Source organism: Paenibacillus sp. MAHUQ-63, from assembly GCF_028765165.1.
Lineage (GTDB): Bacteria > Bacillota > Bacilli > Paenibacillales > NBRC-103111 > Paenibacillus_E.
This window is the reverse complement of sequence record NZ_JARADB010000018.1, coordinates 1-19717: the sequence shown is the minus strand read 5'-3', so window position 1 is coordinate 19717 and position 19717 is coordinate 1. Positions and strand designations below refer to the sequence as shown.

The 19717-nt window shown below is 52.7% G+C and carries 16 protein-coding genes, 7 tRNA genes and 1 rRNA gene; 3 read left to right on the top strand and 21 right to left on the bottom strand.

All coding sequences use genetic code 11. The features are described from left to right. Window positions 1-85: 85 nt before the first annotated feature. The gene (locus tag PUT07_RS34870; RefSeq protein WP_274473447.1) at window positions 86-949 is read left to right on the top strand and encodes an AraC family transcriptional regulator; all 864 of its coding nucleotides are present in this window, start codon (window positions 86-88) and stop codon (window positions 947-949) included. A gap of 3 nt (window positions 950-952) precedes the next feature. Here the strand turns inward: PUT07_RS34870 and pelG are convergent, their stop codons facing one another. The 6 genes from pelG to PUT07_RS34840 are packed head-to-tail and all read right to left on the bottom strand — an operon-like array spanning window position 953 to window position 8346. Continuing rightward, window positions 953-2419, bottom strand: coding sequence for an exopolysaccharide Pel transporter PelG (gene pelG, locus PUT07_RS34865; RefSeq protein ID WP_274473446.1), 1467 nt, complete (start codon window positions 2417-2419; stop codon window positions 953-955). Beyond that, window positions 2419-3831: a GT4 family glycosyltransferase PelF gene (gene pelF / locus PUT07_RS34860; RefSeq protein WP_274473445.1), complete on the bottom strand. Its 1413-nt coding sequence runs from the start codon at window positions 3829-3831 to the stop codon at window positions 2419-2421. The genes pelG and pelF overlap by 1 nt, the downstream gene beginning before the upstream one ends. Beyond that, window positions 3828-5672, bottom strand: coding sequence for a DUF2194 domain-containing protein (locus tag PUT07_RS34855; RefSeq protein WP_274473444.1), 1845 nt, complete (start codon window positions 5670-5672; stop codon window positions 3828-3830). Before PUT07_RS34855 ends, pelF begins: the two co-directional genes overlap by 4 nt. Continuing rightward, on the bottom strand, window positions 5632-6696 hold the full coding sequence (locus PUT07_RS34850) for a hypothetical protein (RefSeq protein WP_274473443.1): 1065 nt from the start codon (window positions 6694-6696) through the stop codon (window positions 5632-5634). Before PUT07_RS34850 ends, PUT07_RS34855 begins: the two co-directional genes overlap by 41 nt. Window positions 6697-6698: 2 nt before the next feature. Then, the gene (locus PUT07_RS34845; protein ID WP_274473442.1) at window positions 6699-7928 is read right to left on the bottom strand and encodes a hypothetical protein; all 1230 of its coding nucleotides are present in this window, start codon (window positions 7926-7928) and stop codon (window positions 6699-6701) included. A gap of 16 nt (window positions 7929-7944) precedes the next feature. Continuing rightward, complete coding sequence (locus PUT07_RS34840) at window positions 7945-8346, bottom strand: response regulator (RefSeq protein ID WP_274473440.1); 402 nt, start codon at window positions 8344-8346, stop codon at window positions 7945-7947. A gap of 115 nt (window positions 8347-8461) precedes the next feature. On the opposite strand from PUT07_RS34840, the gene PUT07_RS34835 reads away from it, so the two are divergent. Continuing rightward, window positions 8462-9295 (top strand): endo alpha-1,4 polygalactosaminidase, encoded by an 834-nt coding sequence (locus tag PUT07_RS34835; RefSeq protein ID WP_274473439.1) that lies wholly within the window; start codon window positions 8462-8464, stop codon window positions 9293-9295. 2 nt (window positions 9296-9297) lie between these two features. Here PUT07_RS34835 and PUT07_RS34830 read toward each other — a convergent pair whose 3' ends face one another. From PUT07_RS34830 to PUT07_RS34820, 3 genes are all read right to left on the bottom strand, one after another. Beyond that, window positions 9298-10230, bottom strand: a complete 933-nt coding sequence (locus PUT07_RS34830) for an NAD-dependent epimerase/dehydratase family protein (protein WP_274473437.1) — start codon at window positions 10228-10230, stop codon at window positions 9298-9300. A 182-nt stretch (window positions 10231-10412) separates the two neighbouring features. Next, window positions 10413-11669: a (Fe-S)-binding protein gene (locus PUT07_RS34825; protein WP_274473479.1), complete on the bottom strand. Its 1257-nt coding sequence runs from the start codon at window positions 11667-11669 to the stop codon at window positions 10413-10415. 64 nt (window positions 11670-11733) lie between these two features. Next, complete coding sequence (locus PUT07_RS34820; protein ID WP_274473436.1) at window positions 11734-13149, bottom strand: FAD-linked oxidase C-terminal domain-containing protein; 1416 nt, start codon at window positions 13147-13149, stop codon at window positions 11734-11736. A 119-nt stretch (window positions 13150-13268) separates the two neighbouring features. Here PUT07_RS34820 and PUT07_RS34815 point away from each other — a divergent pair, with 119 nt between their 5' ends. Continuing rightward, window positions 13269-14003, top strand: a complete 735-nt coding sequence (locus PUT07_RS34815) for a FadR/GntR family transcriptional regulator (protein WP_274473435.1) — start codon at window positions 13269-13271, stop codon at window positions 14001-14003. A gap of 1 nt (window position 14004) precedes the next feature. On the opposite strand, the gene PUT07_RS34810 is transcribed toward PUT07_RS34815, so the two are convergent. From PUT07_RS34810 to rrf, 12 genes are all read right to left on the bottom strand, one after another. Continuing rightward, the gene (locus tag PUT07_RS34810) at window positions 14005-14553 is read right to left on the bottom strand and encodes a D-lyxose/D-mannose family sugar isomerase (protein WP_274473434.1); all 549 of its coding nucleotides are present in this window, start codon (window positions 14551-14553) and stop codon (window positions 14005-14007) included. 124 nt (window positions 14554-14677) lie between these two features. Next, entirely contained in the window at window positions 14678-16963 is a 2286-nt protein-coding gene (locus PUT07_RS34805) for a glycoside hydrolase family 95 protein (protein ID WP_274473432.1), read from the bottom strand. A gap of 153 nt (window positions 16964-17116) precedes the next feature. Then, window positions 17117-18214: an alpha-L-fucosidase gene (locus PUT07_RS34800; RefSeq protein WP_274473431.1), complete on the bottom strand. Its 1098-nt coding sequence runs from the start codon at window positions 18212-18214 to the stop codon at window positions 17117-17119. 146 nt (window positions 18215-18360) lie between these two features. After that, on the bottom strand, window positions 18361-18804 hold the full coding sequence (locus PUT07_RS34795) for a chemotaxis protein CheC (RefSeq protein ID WP_274473430.1): 444 nt from the start codon (window positions 18802-18804) through the stop codon (window positions 18361-18363). A 172-nt stretch (window positions 18805-18976) separates the two neighbouring features. After that, window positions 18977-19055, bottom strand: a tRNA-Leu gene (locus PUT07_RS34790). 6 nt (window positions 19056-19061) lie between these two features. Further along, window positions 19062-19141 (bottom strand) — tRNA-Leu (locus tag PUT07_RS34785). A gap of 1 nt (window position 19142) precedes the next feature. Beyond that, window positions 19143-19218, bottom strand: a tRNA-Thr gene (locus PUT07_RS34780). 22 nt (window positions 19219-19240) lie between these two features. Continuing rightward, window positions 19241-19316, bottom strand: a tRNA-Phe gene (locus tag PUT07_RS34775). Between the two features lie 15 nt (window positions 19317-19331). Next, window positions 19332-19408 (bottom strand) — tRNA-Asp (locus tag PUT07_RS34770). Window positions 19409-19416: 8 nt separating this feature from the next. Then, window positions 19417-19492 (bottom strand) — tRNA-Val (locus PUT07_RS34765). Window positions 19493-19502: 10 nt separating this feature from the next. Continuing rightward, a tRNA-Glu gene (locus PUT07_RS34760) sits at window positions 19503-19577 on the bottom strand. A gap of 5 nt (window positions 19578-19582) precedes the next feature. After that, a 5S ribosomal RNA gene (gene rrf, locus PUT07_RS34755) occupies window positions 19583-19699 on the bottom strand. Window positions 19700-19717: the final 18 nt, after the last annotated feature.

Sequence of the window (19717 nt, the reverse complement as noted above, 5' to 3'; positions counted from 1 at the left end):
CGAACAATAAAATAATGATTTTTAGCACATTTATACTGTTTTTTGATATCATTGCTTCATACAGAAACGGAAGGAGCTTGTCGCTGTGGGGCCCATTCGCAAAATTTTCGATAACCAAGATACGTTCCCTTTCTCCTATGCCTATAAAAACACAAAAAGCTCGCAAAGCGAGCTTCCTGACCATCTGCACGACTGGTATGAAATTGTGTATGTGTACCGCGGCAACGGCACTTTCTTCATCGATCACACGTTCTACGAAATGAAGGCCGGAGACGTGTTCCTGATTCCGGGCAATACGATTCATCGGGCGACACCCGATAAAGAAACCCCCGTCACCTCTACCGCGGTGTATTTCAGCCCGGGGCTCGTTCAAGCGCCGCAGCTTGGCGATACGTTCTCCTATTTGCACAGCTTCGAGCAGGCTGCACAGCTGCGCCATTACAAGCTGGCCACACTGCTGCCGCAGCGGCAGCACCTGGAGCATTGCTGGGATGCGATCCGGCATGAGCTTAAGCTGAGGAGTCCCGGCCACCGGCAGGCTGTCTACGTACAGCTGCTACAAGTGCTGCTCTACTTGCAGCGGGACATAGGCTCGGATATGCCGCTGCATACAGGCGATCCCCTTGCCGCTCCCGGCTGGATGAGAGAGAGTCTGCTCTATATCGATGAGCATTTCTGCGAGGATATCGGGCTTAACACGCTGTCCAAGCAAGCCGCCGTCTCGCCGGCGCATTTCAGCCGGGTGTTCAAGCAGTTGACCGGCCTGAATGTGACCGCGTACATCATGACGAAGCGCATCATTCGCGCCAAACAGCTGCTTGCCGAAAGTGATACCACCATTCAGCATATCGCCGAGCTTTGCGGCTTCGAGAGCCTTCCCCATTTCCATGCCATGTTCAAAAGAGTGCTGGGGATGACGCCCGCCGCAGCCCGAAAAGCGTTCAAATAAAGATTATTTGAATAACCGCCGGGCATCGCTTATCCTACTGAGCCATGTAAACAATCCGGACCTATCCTTGTAAACGATGCTTTGCGTAATAAAAGTATGCACCTCGATCCGTTTCAGAAAGGCCAGCAGTCTGTACCCGCTCCACGCGTAAGCGGCAAGACCCGCCAGGAAGTAACTGAACCCGTAATAATCGACCCCCAGAGGCAGCAGGCCGGCCGTCAGCAGCACATTCATTGCACAATAAACCGCTCCGGCGATGACGGCGCCCTTGCGATCCTCGAAATACAGCAGGAGCAGAATATGGATGAGCATAATCGCATTCAACAAAGCCCCCAGCGCGCATAGTCTGAAAATGTCGATGACGGTTTTCTGCAAGCCGATTCGCTCCAGCAGCAATTCGCTCACGAGAATCACGAACACGGTGATAATCCCCTGCAGCTTCGTGAGCCTGTACAGCTCCCGCCACAGCACCTCCACCATATGTTTCTTCGCTTTATGGATCATTTCGAGCGTCCCGCCATTCGCCACATAGCCATAGAACGATTTGTACTTGTCATAAAACTGCGTTTCCACGGAAACGACGAACAGAACAAGCGATGGGATAATCGTCAGGTTGGCCAGGAATACCGCCGTATCATAGATCGGACTGTACACGAACGTCTCCTCGATCCAGACCCCGGAAGGTCCCATCCAAACGATCATATTGTGTGTCCACACCCCGATGTTGTATAGGAACCCGACCCATAGGAGTGATGGGTATTTATCGACATATCTTAGGAATGCGTACGGATTGGAGGAAATCTTCGCAGGGAAAGCGCGCAGCAGCACAAACACCAGCATACACATCGTCGTCAGAATGCCGCAGCCGAACCCCAGCAACATATTGACCGCCTGCTCGTACGCCCCGAAGATAACCGGAAAGCGGAGGAAAACGAAAACTCCGGCGACCGAAACGGCGGACCCGGCCAGGAAGGAATAGGCGATCATTTTATAATCTTTGGCCGCAGTCAAGAAAACCATCGCCAGCCATATTTGACCGCACATGAAAAATAGCATCACGCTTATCCCTTTGTATAGGATGGGTAAAGGAGAAGACCCGTAGAAAATGACGGCGGCTGCGAGCGATATGGCGAAAACGATTCTGGAAATACCGGTGTAGGTGGGCGTAACGACTTCCAGCCGGTTCAAGAAAAAATGGTCGGCCAAATATCGTGTTACGAGGAGCTGCCATCCTCCGGAGAGCATCTGGGAGAAGATGAAGCAGTAGGAAACCGTGACGATGAACAGCTGACGCTGGGAGTCCTCCACATTGGCGACATGAACGAGGATGACATTAATGAAGGCAATGCTCCCGACGGATAAGATCCACGGGCCCGCCGCAATGAAAGAAGCGTATGCGTAAGCGCGAACGCGCAGCGATAAATAATCTTCGCGGAACAGCTTCTGCAGGGTGAATCCGATTCCTGCCATCAGGTTACCACCTCATCATATAACTGCTTGTACGCCTCAATAAAATGATCGATCTGATACAAGGCTTCTACCCGCCTGCGGCCGACTTGCCCCATGTAGACCCGCTGATCCGGGAGGCCGTGCATCTTCACCATCATATCGGCCATCGCTCTGGGATTCACGGGAGGCACGATATAGCCCGCCATGCCTGTGTCCCGCTCATCTTTTCCTTCCAGCAGCTCCCGGCAGCTGCCGACGTCCGTACAGATCCACGGGACTCCCGCCGCCATGCCTTCCAAGACGGCGAGGGGCTGCCCTTCGCTAATGGAGCTCAGGATCAGCACATCGATGGCCGGCAGATAGTCTTCGACGGCAACCTTGCCGGTGAACGTCACCATGTCCTCCAACTGCAGATTGCGTCTCAAAGCGAGGCATTCCTGATAATAATCGGGGTCCTCGTCGGTAGGTCCCATGATCCACAGCTGCATGTGAGGAATCTCGCTGCTGGCCAGCCGCGCCGCATAGAGCAGCGTCTTGATATCCTTGATCGGCACGAGCCGTACGACGGCTCCGAAGACGATCCGGCCGCTCGCACAATTTGCCCGCCGGGGAAGCTGCGACAATCGCTTGTAGTCGACTCCATTTGGAATGACCAGAGCTCGTTCCGAAGGAGCGCCGAGCTCCAATTGAATCTGGCGGGTTCCGCCGTAGAGTGCAATTGTACGGTCGGCCGTCCGGTAAGCTCCTTTGGACATATGGTAGAAATAATCGATCCAGCGCCGCTTGAAGGGCGGATCGACCCATGCCGACTTCAGGATCTCCTCCTCCCGCTCCCGGGCATACACGCCATGCTCGGTCAGCAGAAACGGCTTCTTGCGCTTCATCCGCAAATATGTGCCGATCAAACCGGCATAGCCCGTAGACACGGCATGATAGACATCCGCCGGCGGATAAGCTTGCTGCAGCAGGTACACCGCAGGCAAGTACATCGACCTCCACGTCCAGAAATAGCTATTGAACGAGTGGTTCGGCATCTCCGTCTCGTAGGCGGTGACGAGGAAATTCCAGAAGCTTTCGCTCTCCATGAACGAAACGGGGTTGCCCAGCTTCGCTGGATCGGCGATCAGCGTGAGCGCCTCTTCCGAGCCGGGGTGAAAGCCGAACCAAGCCAGACATGCCTCCGCCTCGGCAGCGGACAGACGCGGTTTGCGCCCGCCTTCCAAATTCTGATAATCCATGATGTAGATATCATGGATACCGGAGATATTCGCCGGCAGCTGGTACTTATAGCCGGCCTCCTCCTGCCGGGAGGAAGAGATGGCAATGATCTCGAACTGATGCTGGGGCATGGACGCAACGAGCATCTGAATCCAGCCGGCTACGCCCCCGGATATGTAGGGATAGCTTCCTTCAACGATCAAAGCGATTTTCATGGGCTGCTTTCCTTCAACTGAATATTTACGGTCGGCTGGCGAGCTTCCAGATGCCAGATCCCTTCTTTTTCATCCAAAGGGGTGAGATTGCCCGACTCTTTGGAGATTTGAGGAACTAGACGAGCGGGCACCCGAACCGTGTAATGCATCGGAATCAATTGATCCTTCGTTGTAATCGTAATGCTTTGGGTTCCATAATGAACATCCGCCGTTCCGGCTTCGTAGAGGCTGAACTTTTTCACTGCGTCTCGAACCGTAAGCGGGTCTAAGTAAGGATACGTTTTATTCAACCAGGACATCCAGCCCTCGAAATGTTGGATAAGATACTTCCAGCCTTTGCCCCCTGACCTTTGGATATCCAGCGCATCGTCCGGATGAACGAAATGGTTGACCAAGCCGAAATTGGCGATAACATCGTTGATGAAAAACAATTGGCCTTCATCGATTGCGTAACCGGAAGAAATGCGCGGATAGTTCGTAAATTGCGGGAATTCGCTATCGACGCCGAACTCCTGCTCGAGAAAGCCCTTCTCTCCCCCAACCGAGTACAGGGACGAAAGAATATCAATCGACGGCGCAGCTTCTGCCAACGCCATCTTGCCCGTTCTGTTCATAACGTTCGAAGGAGGCACATACGTCTTCAATTCATGCCCTGGAAATAAGCTGTCGGTCAGCTCAGTCAACCGCCTTAGACTCTTCGCCATCGCCGCTTGGTTCGGCCAAGGGACATAACCGAGCTCCGGCTTGATCGGCTCATCGGCCGTTACGAGCGATTGGTGATTATAGCCGTGCAGGCCGATTTCGCCGCCGAGGCCGAGCAGTCTGGAGCCGAAATAAGGGATGAGCTCCGGCGTGCCGTCGAGCAAGGAAGGAAGCGGCGGTTCGGTCCGGTTTTGATAGGTGCCAATTATCAGTCCCGTATATTTCCAACCGTACAGCTTCGAGATGCGTACCATATCCTCCCACCAGATGCGTTCGTAGAAAGCAGGTGTGCTTAAGCCATACTCTCGATGAATGAGCGGGTTATCGACCTGCGGCACCGGAGAGGGGAAATCGTCGATGTTTAAGCTTCGGGCTGCCACTTGCGAGGTCACAAGGCTGTCCACGGCGAGGCCGATGGATTGCACCATGAGCCCCCGCCCCTCCTTCTGGGCTGAAGCCGTGGAATTCCAATACACGACCTTGCCTTGGCCGTACGCATACGTCCACAGCAGAGGCGTTCCCTGTGAGGTTAAATAGACCTCCGCTTCGGGCTGCAGCTTAACATCGAGCATATTGTTGGAGAACAACAAATTCGTCGGCGGCAAGTTTGGATAACCGGGAAACACCGTTTGGTTCACCGTGATGCCACGGTTCGATCCCGGGAAATAACCGTTGTTGGCGGCGATGCCGAACATGCCGTTCCAGGCGGGCGCATAGAAGCGCGTATATACAAGCAGTCTGCCGCCTTGGCGAACGTACGTTTGGACCATGTTCAGATCCAGCTCGCTAACGTCTTCTCCCATCAATAGAAGCGCTGTCCAAGGTCCCGGCTTCAATGTTGCAAGGTCCTCCGCAGCGATCGTATCCCATGGCAGTTTGGCCAGCGCCAGCGCATGCTCCAAATTGTCTCGGACCTTGAGACCTTCCGTATCCTTCGGGTTTACATATAAAGATAAGCCCAATGGAGCGCCCGATATGAATGCCGGCTGCGAGCTTTTCGTCGTGAAGGGGGCTTCTTTGAATACATATCTCGACGGGGACAAAGGAAATACGTCCACAACCCTCATCGTCTGCAGCATAACGCCGAGTACAAGCATACTAACGATAACGCACGACAAAGTGATCAGCTTGCGGGACACCTTGCTCCCTCATCTCCTTCCATAATCGGATGGCGGGCACATATTCCTGCGGAACCTCCACATCGCTATCCAACCACATCTGAGCGAACCGGCTTAGCTCCTCCAGCCTTCCTTCCGCATACAACAGTTCGGCCTTGGTCAGATTCGTTAAATACCGGCAGCCCTCTACTTCGGATACTTCCCCGGCAAGCCGGACCGCGGTCTTATAATCCTTCTCCATGCGGGCCAGATGGCACAACTCCACGGTAAAGCGAGGCTCGTTAGGAAACTGCTGCCTGCCTCTGGCGATCCAACCTTTGAAGGCTTCCCTGACCTCCATCGCCAACTCTTCCGTCAGCAAGCGGCTCTCCAGATAGTGCCGGTAGGAATCAAACAATTCCGTCCACGTCGCTATGGATTTGTCGTTCTGCTGAAGCAGCTGGGTCCATTTCTTAATACTGCGAATATACTGCTCGTTCAAATAATTCAAACTGGTCGCGGCATAGTGCACCACTTCAGGATCGCTGTTCGTCAGCGCCTCATGAAACAGCTCCACTTTGTTACGGCCTTCATATTCCATTAGGGAGAATAGGGCTTCTTTCTTGCCGGCATGCTCCCCTGACATGAGAACTTCCCGGAACGGAACCCGGTTCGACTCGGCTTCGATATCGATGTTATAGGTTTCCAGCGAGTGTGGGACATGATACACGTAATTCTCGTATTCCTCATAGAAGTCTTCCCGGAACCTCAGCAGCAGCAAGCCGCTCAGGATAAGCCCTCCCGCCGCAAAGCCGACTCCCGGGAAGAAGAGGAACAACGTCTGTATCAGCCCGGCGCTCATACGGTCATACGTGCGCAAGCCGACGAATTGAAACATGAAATAGAACAGAACAACAAGGAGAAGATGAACCATGAAACAAATCCATCCAAGGGAGTAATAAACCATTTGCAGGACGTCAAACGCGGCAAATAGGAAACATGCGGCCGCCGCCAGCCATGCGGATGCGGTAACGTCGAAGTGCCGGGCATGCCTGGTTACGCGCATGGCTAAGCCCCCCTGTCGAAGCGGTTGCGAATCCGCTCCTCAATGAGCGCTGCCAGCTCCGGTGAAGTTGCGGGCAGCAGGAACAACAGTTCCCCGCGGAACGCGTCGTAGGACATGGCATCCTCGTCACGCAGCATGCGCTGTGTAAGCTCATTGATTTCCAACAGCGCAGCAGACTCCTCCATATCACCCAGTTCCACGGGCAGCTTCAAGAGCAGGAATTTCTGGTCGAAATCCGTTTCCCGCAGCGCTTCTTCATTTAATTTGGCGTAGAAATATTCGGGCACCATCACTTTCGTACCGGGGAAATAACGCTCATCCTTTAACTTCCGCTCCCTCTCGAACGCCTTCACGCAGCTCTCGCCCATCCAAGTGAGAATAAGCCGGAACAAATCGAGCGTATACTTGTTGAGGGATACGAGATCCATGCCGTTCAGACCGATCACCGCCACGATATTTTGGTTCTGATCAAGCAGCGGTCCCGCCATGATCGGTACATCCAGGGGCTCGCCTTCCAAGCGCATTTGTATGCTTTTCTCCTCGCGAACTCGGCTGTATATCGACGGTTTGTCCAGAAAAACGGTAGCCGGATATCGGGTCTCGGGGCCATAGTACACTTTCAGCCGCAGCACATCGCCATTCTGATTCATCCGGTAAATGACGATGGAGCCGGCTTGGATCAAATCCTTGCACAAGCGGACGGCATCGGTGAAAATAATTTCCGAATCTTCCGAGTCGAGCGCTTTGGCGATTCTATAGAGCGTAAACAAGCTTTCTTGGGCGCCAATGACTTTGGTTTCCAATGCTTTCTTCACAACATGCAGATCGCGATAGCTTCCTTCCACTTTGGCCAGCTGCGCGTTCATTTCTTCCAATTCGTCCGCCACCATGCTGTACTTGAAACGCAGGTCCGAAGCGACGTGACCGACGAATAGCGCGATGCCCCAGTAACAGATGAACCACTTCGCCTGCTCCCAGCGATCAAACAGTCCGTACATATCGCCATGGACCGAGAGATAGGCGGCAATGTGGAGCAAGCTGACCCCCGCTGCAGCCATGACGCCGACCCGGTTCCCGTAACGCAGGGCAAAATACAAGATAAGAAACATGAACGGATTCAAGGACCACGCCAGCCAGTCCAAGCGGTAGACCAGATAGATCGCAACGATGATAGCAGCAACTGCTGCAAGTTCGATGTAGGGCAGCCACCTGCGGTTTTGGCGATAAATCAATCAGGCTTCCTCCCCGCTAACCGTCCATTGGTCGAATGACGATCGGATTGTTTTTTTTCCAATAGGTTTGTTGTAATTGCGTATACATGTCGTCGGTTTGAAAAGGCTTAACGATGTAGTCATCAGCGCCCGCCATCATCGACTTGGACAATTCGCCGGCGGAGTGCTTCCCACTCATGAGGATAATCGGCGTTCTCCCAAACGCCTTATCGGAGCGAAGATCCCGGCAAAAATCAAAACCGCTCATCCCCGGCATCAGCACGTCGGCCAGTATGGCATCCGGCTTTATCGTTTTAATTGCCGGTAACGCGTCGAAAGGATCTCCGTAGGCCGAGATCTGCAAGCCTTTGGCTTCAAACCGTTCTTTGAGAAAACCGAGTAAAATAAGATCGTCGTCTACAATCGCTATATGCTTCATGGTGATCAACTCCCTATGCAAATATAGCATTGCTCTGTTACGTCAACTTTATCTATATCTCTGTCATTTTTTATCATATAATGTAGGAAAATCTAAGGAAGGACAGTGATTAACGATGACCATCACATGGAAATACACGTCAGCGATCCTCGTTTCACTCGCCCTGTTCTCGTTTATATGGAAGCAGCAAGCGCATGCGACCGGCCCTTTTCAACAAGTGAACAATTATTCCCTTTATTATGGAAACCCGAACGTTCAGGCTATGGCCAAGCTAAAGACGAAGGATCTCGTCATTATAGAGCCTCAGCTGTATACCCGTGAGCAGATTCAAGACATTCAAGCTGCCGGCACGTTGGTGATCGGCTATCTTAGCGTCATGGAGACGCCTTCCTGGAACCAATTGCGCACCGAAGAGCTTCGTGAGCAGGATTATTTCCTGCACAATGACGAACGGATCCACTTCTCCAAGTGGGATTCCTATCTCATGGATTTGCGCGAAGCCCATTATCGCCAGCTGCTGCTGTCGGAAATTGAAGCCTCCATTACATCCAAAGGGATGCAAGGCATATTTCTGGATACTGTCGGGGATATTGACGATTATATGAAGGACATGGAAGCGCAGGCCCCCATGCGGGAAGCCTACGCAGCTTTCCTGCAAGAGGTGAAGGCAAGCTATCCGGGACTTTCGGTCATTCAAAACAGGGGATTCGATACGCTGGACGATTCGGCAGCCTATATCGATGCTTTGCTTTGGGAAGACTGGCGCGGCAATTGGAAGAAAGATCCTTGGACGAAGGCTAGAGTGGAACGGCTCCAGCAGGAGCAGAAGAAGGGATTGGTTGTGTTCACCCTTACGATGAACAAAGAGAGCGCTCCCGGAAGAGAGGCTCGCAAATTGAATTTCATACCTTTGAACGCCCCGGACGGATACACCAAGAAGGTGTACTGATCCTAGGATCGTTGATATTGCTCTTTGTAATAGTTCATCGTTTCCCGGAGTCCGTCCCTTAACGTGTAGGTTGGACGCCAGTCCAGATCCTTCATCGCCGCACGGTTATCCAACCGGCTGTGCATAATATCGCCGTTACGAGCCTCCGCATACGCAGGGTTGAAGCTGCCGATGCCGCTGACCTCGTACATCTCTTTCAGAAGCTCGTTAACGCTTGTCTGCTCGTTACAGCTTATGTTATAAATACCGCGGCTGCCTTTCGTTAAGGCGGCCCTATTGGCGTTCACGATATCCTGGACATAGATGAAATCCCTCGTCTGCTCGCCGCTGCCGTAGATAACCGGCTGCTTTCCCTCCAGCAGCTTGTCCACGAAGATCGCGACGACGCCTCCCTCTCCTTTCGGATCCTGCCTGATTCCATATACATTCGCATACCGCAGGATGGTATAGTCCATTCCATAAAGAGAAGCGAAAGTTTCGAGATAGTGCTCCGGCGTATGTTTGGAAATGCCATAGAACGAGAGCGGCTTCACGGGATGAGCCTCGTCCACGCTCAAATATTGCGGGGTCCCGTACACCGCAGCGGAGGAGGCATAGAGAATCTTCCTCACCTTGTAGTCGCGGCAGCCTTCCAGCAGCCCGATCATACCGAGAATGTTGATTCGGGCATCCGTTAACGGATCGGTCAGCGACGCCTGTACATCAATCTGGGCTGCATGATGAATAACCACCTCCGGCTGCGCGGCAGCCAGTACCTTGGCAAGCATTGGAGCGTCCATCACGTCCCCCCGGTGAAAGATGGCTTCTCTGTTCACATTCTCCATGCGGCCTGTCGTCATGTTATCCAATATATGTACACGATGCCCCTCGTGAATCAAGTCATCGACGATATGCGAACCGATGAAACCGGCTCCCCCGGTAACTAGAATATTCATCGCAAACAATCCCCTCCTACAATCAACGTACCCTCTGCGCCAAAAAGTTACTTCTCAGGATTTCCTTCTATCGGACGAATTACCCTTTAATTGAGTTGCTTGGTGCATGTATCCGTTTATTATGGTAACACAAAAACAAGCCGCTCCCCAAGGAAGCGGCTTAAATCTGTAAGCCGTGCGATTTAGTTTTTCACGACCCTGTCATACAGGAAATCGGCGATATGAACGGCCTCCATCTGCCCCTTCTGCCCGTGCTTGTCGATCCCGAGCTTCATCTGCAGCAAGCAGCCGGGATTGCTTGTCACGAGATATCGGGCCTCGGTGGCGTTCGCATTCACCATTTTATCGGCAAGAATTTGATTCGCCATCTCCGGCTGCGTCACATTATAAATGCCCGCAGAACCGCAGCAAGAGCCCGCATCCTTCATTTCGATAAAAGCGACATTGCCCACTTCTTTTAACAGCTGTCTGGATGGATTGCTTCCTTTCATCACGTTGCGCAGATGGCAGGAATCCTGATACGTAACCCGCGTCGCTTTGCCCGCTACAGGTTCCGTGAATTGGAGCGGACGCCCCTTCTCCACGAGAATGGTCGCAATATCCTTCACGCGCGAAGCGAACCACCCCGCAGCTTCTTGCCATTCCGGCTCGTCATGAAGCAAATGGTCATACTCGATCAGGATAGCGCCGCAGCCCCCCGCATTAGAAACAATGAAATCGACGCCTGCTTCTTGGAACGCGCGGATGTTGCTCTTGGCCAGCATTTTGGCTTGGTCGCTTTCGCCGCTATGCGCATGAAGAGCGCCGCAGCAGTTCTGCGTCTCCGGGATCACCACGTCGAAGCCTGCTTCGGACAGCAGCTTGACCGTTTTGATATTCGTTTCGGTGAACATCACGTCCATCAAGCAGCCGCGGAACATGCCCACGGTGGCGATCTTCTCGCCTTTGGCCGGAATGAAGCTCCCTAGCTGCTGGGCAACCCCTTTGCCGGAAGCATCCGGCAAAATTTTCTCCATATCGGACAATTGCTTGGAAAATAAGCCGACAACGCCTGTTTTTCGAACGATCTTCTGAAGGCCTGACTTTTTGTAGAAATGCATGCCTGAACCGAGAAGGCTCATTCTCTGCTGGGACGGGAACAGCTCCTTGAAGACGAGCTTGCGTACGCCGCGAACCCACATGCGGTGCTGCTTGGTATGTGTCTCGATCGCATCGCGCGCCTGTTCGATCAGCTGTCCGTACTTCACGTCAGCCGGACATGCCGGTTCGCATGCGCGGCAGCCCAAGCAGTGATTCATTTGATCCTCGAACGAGATGCCCGGTTCCATGATGCCGTCTACGGCTGCTTTCATCAGCGAAATCCGTCCACGGGGCGATTCCGCCTCGATGCCTGTTTGCTTGAACGTCGGGCACACCGGCAGACAGAAGCCGCAGCGCATGCAGTTCGTCAATTGATTGTAATCCAGCTTCTGGATTAACGTCTCCTGAAGGGTCGCTCCTTGGTTAGCCACGATCGATCACCACCCTGCGTCTCGTTTCTTTGGCGAACATTTTGCCGGGATTCAGCAGATGGTGGGGATCGAATACATCCTTAATCCCTTTCATCAACGCGATGCCGCTGCTTCCGACCTTCCACTCCAGGAACGGCGCTTTCACCAAGCCAACGCCATGTTCACCGGTAATGGTGCCGCCAAGCCGAATCGCCGCTTCGAAAATTTCTTCAAAAGCCGCTTCAACCCGGTGAATTTCATCGTGATCGCGCGCATCCGTCGTAGCCGTCGGGTGCAAATTACCGTCGCCTGCATGCCCGAACGTACAGATCTGTACGTTATGCTTCTCGGCGATGCGATTGATCTCCAACACCATTTCGGCGATCTTGGAGCGAGGAACGGTCGCATCCTCCAGAATCGTCGTCGGACGCAATCGCGCCAGCGCCGTAAATGCGCTTCTGCGCGCCGTCAGCAGCTTCAACGCTTCCTCTTGATTCGTCGCGACGCTGACTTCATCGGCCAGCTCCTCGCGGCAAATGTCGGATATGCGGGCGATGTCCCGCTCGACCATTTCCTCCTCGCCGTCCTGCTCGATGAGCAGGATCGCGGCCATATCGAGCGGCAGTCCCAGCTTCGCGAAATCGTCTACGACGCGAATCGTCGGGTTATCCATGAATTCCAGCGTCGCCGGAATGATGCGGTTCTCGATAATTTTGGACACGGTACGCGCAGCTCCGTACAAATCTTTGTACATCGCCAGCATCGTTTTCTTATACTTCGGCGGCGGGATCAGCTTCAACGTGGCTTCTGTGATAACTGCCAGCGTGCCTTCCGAGCCGATCAGCAGCTTGGTCAGATCGTACCCGGCCACGTCCTTCATCAGCTTGCCGCCCGTGCGCATGATTTCACCGCTTGCCAGCACACACTCCAATCCGATCACATAATCCTTGGTCGTACCGTATTTCAATCCGCGCAGACCGCCGGAGCACTCTGCGATATTGCCGCCGATGGTGGATATCGCCATAGAGCTTGGGTCCGGCGGATAAAATAAACCCAGGCTTTCGATATGCTCGATGAACTGCTTCGTAATGATGCCCGGCTGTACCGTAGCGGTCAAGTTCTGCATATCGATATCCAGAATGGCGTTCATTCGGTGCATCACCATGACGATGCCACCTTCAACAGGCACCGTGCCTCCGCACAGATTCGTGCCGGAGCCTCTGCTGATCAGCGGAATGCGGTGCTCGCTAAGCACCTTCATAATGGCGGATACTTGAGCCGTATCCTTAGGATATATGACGCCGTCAGGCAGTGACTGCAGCATCGGCGTTCCGTCGTACGAATGGGTAACGAGGGATTCCATATCGTCTTTGAAGTAAGCGTCGCCTACAATATGAAGCAATTTTTGTCTAATCGATTGATCGAGCATAACGGCCTCCCATGGACTAATCATGTATGTCATTTGTAAGTGATCATGTGATCAGATGACTTTTCTTCTATTTTAGCTTATGATTGAATAGATGTATATATTTTTATGGAGGAATGGGCATGGCATTTGAGCAAATACGGCCGCAGAAGGGGTCGGAGATCGTCATGGGGCAGATCAAGAGGCAAATCGAATCGGGCACCTATGCCCCAGGCTCCAAATTGCCGACCGTCATTGAGCTGGCAGCGCTCTTTCAAGTCGGGCGTTCGACGATCCGGGAAGCGCTGAGCGGGTTAAAAGCGATGGGCTGGGTGGATATCCGGCACGGCGGGGGTACGTTCGTGAGCAATCCGCTGCCGGCGGAAGGCGCATCCCTCTTCGATCAGGGCGAGTCGCTGCAGGAAGTGCAGGAGGTGCGGCGATTTATCGAGGCCGGCTGCGCATCGCTGGCTGCAAGCCGCCGGACGGCAGAGGATGTTGCGGCGCTGCGCGATATTTTGCGGAGGATGGAACAAGCGCTGGACAACGAGGAAGAAAGCGAGGGAGCCGACATCCGCTTCCACCTGGAGATCGCCAAAGCCTCCCACAATTCCCTCATGATCGGAATGATGGAGTCTTTGACGGAGAGGCTTCAGGTCAGCATGAAGGCTTCTCGCCGTCTATGGTTTTTCGCTGAGCGCGCATCCGCGGAGAAGCTTCTGCAGGAGCATCGCGACATCGTTGACGCCATCGAGGCCGGGGATGAGAAGCTTGCCGCAGAGCGAATCTCTCAGCATATTCTGAAGGTCGATCAAGTTGCGCAGAAGCTGGCCAAGAATAATGCCGGAGCTTCATCATCATCGGAGCCGAGCCTTTGATTTACAGGTCGTCTTCGATTACCGGTATGCGCTGGATCCGCGGATCGGTGAATAGATCGAATTCATCCCGGCTCGTGCTGGAGAACTCCGATACGACGGCCCCTTGTTCGCCTGCCTGGAACCAGTGCTTCGTGCCCGGCATGATCGTGTATTGCTCGCCGGGCTGCAGCTCAATTTCGTGGAACACCGTATAATAAGCTTCACTGCCAAGCGGCACAACAGCTTGGGGGCTTGCGGCGGGTTCCCCTTCGACATAGAGCAGAACGCTTCCCGCTCGGCAGCGGAACGTTTCCATTTTGCCGGGATCATCGCCTACAGGGGGATGCAGATGCTCCGGACACGTCTGTCGCGGGAACAGCACCAATTCTTTGGCACAATACCGATCCGTATTTACGTAGGTAATGAGTTCAAGACCTTGAACCGGCAGCTCATTGAGCCCAAAACCGGCCACCTCGATATTCTTGATCTCCTCCTCTGTCAGCACAATACCGCTATGCCGAAGCACTTCCGCCGTACGTGCCTGGGCGGCCTTAACCTCGCTTCTTTCCATCGTCGAATATCCTCCTCGGCTTGAATCGTCATGTAGTTTTATCGACTACTATATTCGCCGTATTTGAACATTCGCCTCTTCCGGGAACAAAGAAACCTCCGCCGTTGTCGGCAGAGGATTCTTATCAGCATATAAGTTCATAGTATTCTTCAGGCAAGGTGTCGAACGCCAATGTTCCGTCACTAAGGCTTGTTGCAACGATTGTTCTGGAGTTGTGAACTTCAATCCCCTCTTGGAAAGAGTACCTTAACCGGCAGCGCCTGCCTAGCTTGGAGTGGATAAACGCCTTATCCAATACTCCGCCGCTCCATTGGAGCTCCAGCTCGAACCCGTTCCTCGCGCATACGCCGCGAATGCTTCCGTTCGACCATTCGGCAGGCAGCGCCGGCAAGAGCCGGATTTCCTCCTCATCGCTCTGCACAAGCATTTCTATGATGCCGGCAGCCGCCCCGAAATTCCCATCGATCTGGAATGGCGGATGGTTATCGAAAAGATTGCTATGCGTCGAGTGGTTGAATAGCGTCTTCACATACAGATTGGCCAGCTCCGCTTCTCCCAAATGAGCCCATAAGTTAATGATCCAGGCGCAGCTCCAGCCCGTATGTCCGCTCCCGTGTTGAAGTCTCCGCTCCAGCGTCGTCCGAGCTGCGGCGAGCAATTCCGGTGTTTGGCGGCTGATGCTGTGCCCCGGGAACAAGCCGAACAAATGCGAGATATGCCGGTGACCCGGCTCTGTCTCTTCATGATCCTCCAGCCATTCCTGCAGTTGTCCATACTTGCCTATTTGCAACGGAGGCAGTTGTGAACGCTTCTGAATGAGCAGCTCTCTGAAATCATCGTCCACCCCGAGCTCCTCGCTTGCCCGGATACAGTTCTCGAACAGATCGTCAATAATTTGGACGGCCATGGTAGGACTCATATCGAGTGCCGTTTCCGTACCGTCCGCCGCCTTGAATTTATTCTCCGGCGAAGTGGTCGGTCCGGTGACGAGCCATCCGTAATGCGGATGCTCGATCATGAAGTCAAGATAAAACCGTGCCGCGTCCTTCATAAAGATGTAAGCCCTATTGCTCAGCAGCTCCTTATCACCTATGAATAGATAATGATCCCAATAATGGCGGCTGAGCCAAGCCGCTCCTTCCTGCCAGAGCAGCGATGAAGTTGCCCGAAGGGACGTATTCAGCCAAGGATTCGTCCTTGTGCTGAGTACGATTCCGCTGCAACCGTAACGTTCTCTCGCAACCTTGCGCCCTGGCCCGACCAGCGAATCCATCAGATCGAAAAGCGGTTCGTGCAGCTCCGATAAGTTGCCTGTTTCGGCGAGCCAATAATTCATTTGGGCGTTAATGTTAATCGTGTAATCCGAGAACCATGGCGGCGTGAAACGATCGTTCCAGACGCCTTGCAGATTAGCGGGCAAAGTCCCCTGCCGCGAACTGGCAATTAATAAATAACGGCCATATTGAACATAAAGCGCCGTTAAATAAGGGTCGTCCTGAACGAACTTCAGCTGCTCAAGACGTTCATCCGTAGGAATGTCGTGAAATCTATCGTCACCCAAATCTATCTCCATGCGGCTAAACAAGCTTTGGTAATCGTGGATATGGTCTTCCTTCAATTGTTCCCAAGATCTCGAGCCTGCCAAGCGGAGCAGGGCTTGGTTCGCTCCTTGCGGGTCCTTGTGCCGGTAAGTCGTATTCGCAGTTACGATTATGGTGATCGCTTGGCATTCCCGAAATATGACGGAATTGCTTGTGGCATAGCATTTCCCCCCTTCGGAATGCGCTTCCAAGTTCGCGGCAAACTTTACGCCTTCATACTCGCATTCGCCGCTGAGCATCAAGCCCATGGAACCATTCTGGCTAACGGTTGCACCGCATTCACGCTCCAGGCGGATCGAACCGCTCAACGTCGGCGTACCGCTTGCCTCCAGACGCACCGCCAGAACAAGATCCGTATTGCTGCAAAAGACTTCTCGCGTGTAGCGCGTTCCCCCTACGTAAAAGCTGGTTAGGCAGAGTGCTTGTTCGATATCCAGTTCTCTGTGGTAGTTCGTTATTTCGCCTTGCGGCAGTTCCATTCGAATATATAGATCCCCTAACGGCTGATAATTGCCGTAGTTCGGGTTAAGCGGCGTTCTCATCGATTGTTCCGCCAGTTGATGCGCGGTCCGGTAATTCCCTTCAAACAGCATGCTGCGAACCTGGCCAATCGTCTGCATTACCCCGGGGCTCTCATCATAATGCGGCTTACCCGACCACACCGTCTCCTCGTTCAAGCCGATCCGTTCTTCATGAATGCCGCCGTATACCATGCCGCCTATTTTGCCGTTTCCTACAGGAAGCGCTTCGGTCCATTGCTCAGCAGGGCGGTTATACCAGAGGCGCCAATGTGCTCTTTTGTTATTCATTACCTTTCCCCCTATGAACATCTACTTCTAATCGAGAAAAAGTATAACATCTTAAATGTTTTCATAATTTCAATAATTTTTGCACTTATTTCAAAATTTTTCGATTGAAAGTAGAAAAAGAACCAGCCGTTATGCTGATTCCGTTTTTTTCTGCTATATAGCCATGAAATCTTCGTGCTCATAGCCGTTCGTGCGAATCTGCCGGCCCATCTCCTGAAGTGTCTGAATATCCTCAAGAGGTATAGCGCCATCCGGGTATAGTCCCGTATTAAGAAGCAAATTGCAGTTGTGTTCGCCCGCAAGCCTGAACTTTCGCATAGCCTCTTCCGTATCCATATGTTTGACCCGATTGACGAACCCCCAGCCTTTGTTTTGCATAGCCACGCAGATTTCATTTCGTTTATCTTGGTGCAGCCTCCATACCTCGTTCGACCGGTTAACCGCTTCCTCCGATGCCCCGCTGCTTCGCAAATTCCCCTCCAACTGGGTGAAACCTTTATCCTGCGACATGAAGTCTTCATCCCCGGTAACTCCTTGCTGGAAAGCAATCAAGCATTGCGGCTGCAAAGCACGTATTAGAGCATATGTCTCCTCTACAGCGAACAACTCCGGCCGATAATAGCATGGGCCTGCACCAATAAACCATAACCCCGCTATCGCACCGTAATTGGTAAGCAGCTCCCGAATTTGAACATGCACAAAAGCGATGTAGCGCCTAAAATCTTGCGGTTCCTTATAGAGATATCTGGGTTCGGGTTCTTGGTAGTTGGGCCGTGATCCCGGCATCCCCTGCTCATTGGACAAGTAATAAGGATGGCGCCAATCAGTGCCATAGCTGTATGAGAGAAACAGCCCTAGTCCTTTCTTCTCGCAAGCCACCGCCAATTCTCGAACAAGGTCTCTTCTTGCTGGCGAGTGAACACTATGGAAATCAGTTGCAGCGGTTTCGAACAAGCAAAAGCTGTCATGATGTCTTGCCATAAAGTTTATATATTTCATCCCCGACTGAACGGCCAATTCAGCCATGCTGTCGGCATCGAAATATTCAGACGTGAAGATATTGCTCAGCTGCTCATATTCGGTAACATGAATTTGATTGTCATACATCACCCATTCACCGCGTCCCAGAAGGCTGTACAGACCATAATGGACAAGCATCCCGAATTTCGCATCGTGAAACCATGCTTGTCCTGCTGCACGCGGATCGACAGCGTAAAACTTCTCATAGCCTTTAAGGTACGATGGAATCATCCTATGGTTTGCCCCCTGAAGCGTATTTCTCTTTATACTATCACGCGGGAATGTGCGGATATCTCCAATATTTTTTGGTCTATTTCCAAAATATTATGAAAAAGAGCCAGCGCATTCGGCACTCGCTCTTAGAAGAACGTTAAATCCTATTTATTCATTAAAATCACGCGAATATCGCCTACTGTCTCAATGCTTATCGGCATTGTCAGTCTGCCCGACCGCTCATTGTAATCAAACCCGTCCTGCAGCAGAGAAGGCGTCGTTATATCCAGCGTAACACCTTGATCCCCCAGAATGGTCGTCGTTCCGCCGGCAATGATGTTGGCAATTTCACTGACACAGCTGTCCAGCATCTCGCCTTCCATATACATTCCGAACACCGCCTCGCTGATTCGGCTAAATACGACGCGCTGCCCATCCAGAACCATGCTATACTCACTGTTCGTAAAATGAATGGCGACGCCGATCTCATCCTTGCTGATCGGCTCGCTGCACGTTCTGACTTCCGCCTGATTCAATGGCTTAGGAATGATATTGCCTATCGATGCCCTTACACTATTCAGTAATAAACTCTGAAAATCCTGCGTCATCCTTTTCTCCCCTGTTCCATATAGTGCTTCGCATTCGCTTCTTCTCGCACTGACGATACTTCCACTTTAATTTATAATTGTTAGCTCATTACAGTCTTAATTGTTAGGAAAGTATTTATAAATAAAAAAAGTGGCTGAACAGAGCTATGTCTGTTCAACCACTTTCTGTGAATACCGGCGAGAGGACTCGAACCTCCACTCGTGAGAACTCGATTTTGAGTCGAGCGCGTCTGCCATTCCGCCACGCCGGCATTTGATGCGCGTAGAGGGACTTGAACCCCCACGGTCGCCCGCTAGATCCTAAGTCTAGTGCGTCTGCCAATTCCGCCATACGCGCGTGGTGCCGTCGAGAGGACTTGAACCCCCAACCTACTGATTACAAGTCAGTTGCTCTACCAGTTGAGCTACAACGGCATATTCAATTTGATTCGTAAAATGGTGGCTCGGGACGGAATCGAACCGCCGACACGAGGATTTTCAGTCCTCTGCTCTACCGACTGAGCTACCGAGCCTTATTCTTCGTTAGATGGCGGAGCCGACGGGATTCGAACCCGCGGTCTCCTGCGTGACAGGCAGGCATGTTAGGCCTCTACACCACGGCTCCACGAAAAATGGTGAACGCTGACGGGATCGAACCGCCGACCCTTACCCTGTCAAGGTAATGCTCTCCCAGCTGAGCTAAGCGTTCATATGGAAAATGGTGACCCGTAGGGGATTCGAACCCCTGTTACCTCCGTGAAAGGGAGGTGTCTTAACCCCTTGACCAACGGGCCATACTGCTTGGCAACGTTCTACTCTCCCAGAACCCTGCGGTTCAAGTACCATCGACGCTGGAGGGCTTAACGGTCGTGTTCGAGATGGGAACGCGTGGATCCCCTCCGCCATCATCACCAAACAGTCAAAGCGTGTTTGC